This is a genomic window from Salinimicrobium oceani (assembly GCF_012037645.1).
Map to the genome: position 1 here is coordinate 1 of NZ_JAAVJR010000500.1, position 484 is coordinate 484.

Consider the following 484-nt stretch of genomic DNA (forward strand, 5'->3'; position numbering starts at 1 on the left):
CAGACGAAGGACATGGCTAAGTATCTTGGCCACGGACTTCTAACTGCCGAAGGAGAGCTGTGGAAAAAGCAGCGCAAGCTTATTCAACCGGCTTTTCATAAAAAGCAGCTGGCAGGTCTGTTGGATAAAGTGAAAGCAGCGATCGTGGTTGAACTTGATAAGATCAGGACAGATGCTCCTATGGATATTTTTCCGGTGTTTAATGATCTTGCTTTTCAAACCGTTGTAAAATCCCTTTTTAGTGCAGCAGTAGGGCAGCAGGAAATAAATCGGCTGCAATATATCACCGAAGCTGCTCAAAAGATGCTCGTTAAGGAATTGCGGCAGCCCTATTTGGGATGGTATTTTAAAGGCTTCGGAAAGATCAAAAAACATCTTGATCTAACCGATGAAGCCCGGCAGATCCTAAAGCGGCTCATAGAGGAACGCAAGAAAAGTGGAGAACGGCAGGATGATCTACTGGATATGCTGCTGGAAGCACGTT

The 484-nt window shown here is 45.2% G+C and carries 1 protein-coding gene; it reads left to right on the top strand.

Translation table 11 applies throughout. From position 1 onward, the window contains the following. Nucleotides 1-484, top strand: a 484-nt coding sequence (locus HC175_RS17925; RefSeq protein WP_168139622.1) for a cytochrome P450, incomplete at both ends; no start/stop codon positions are given.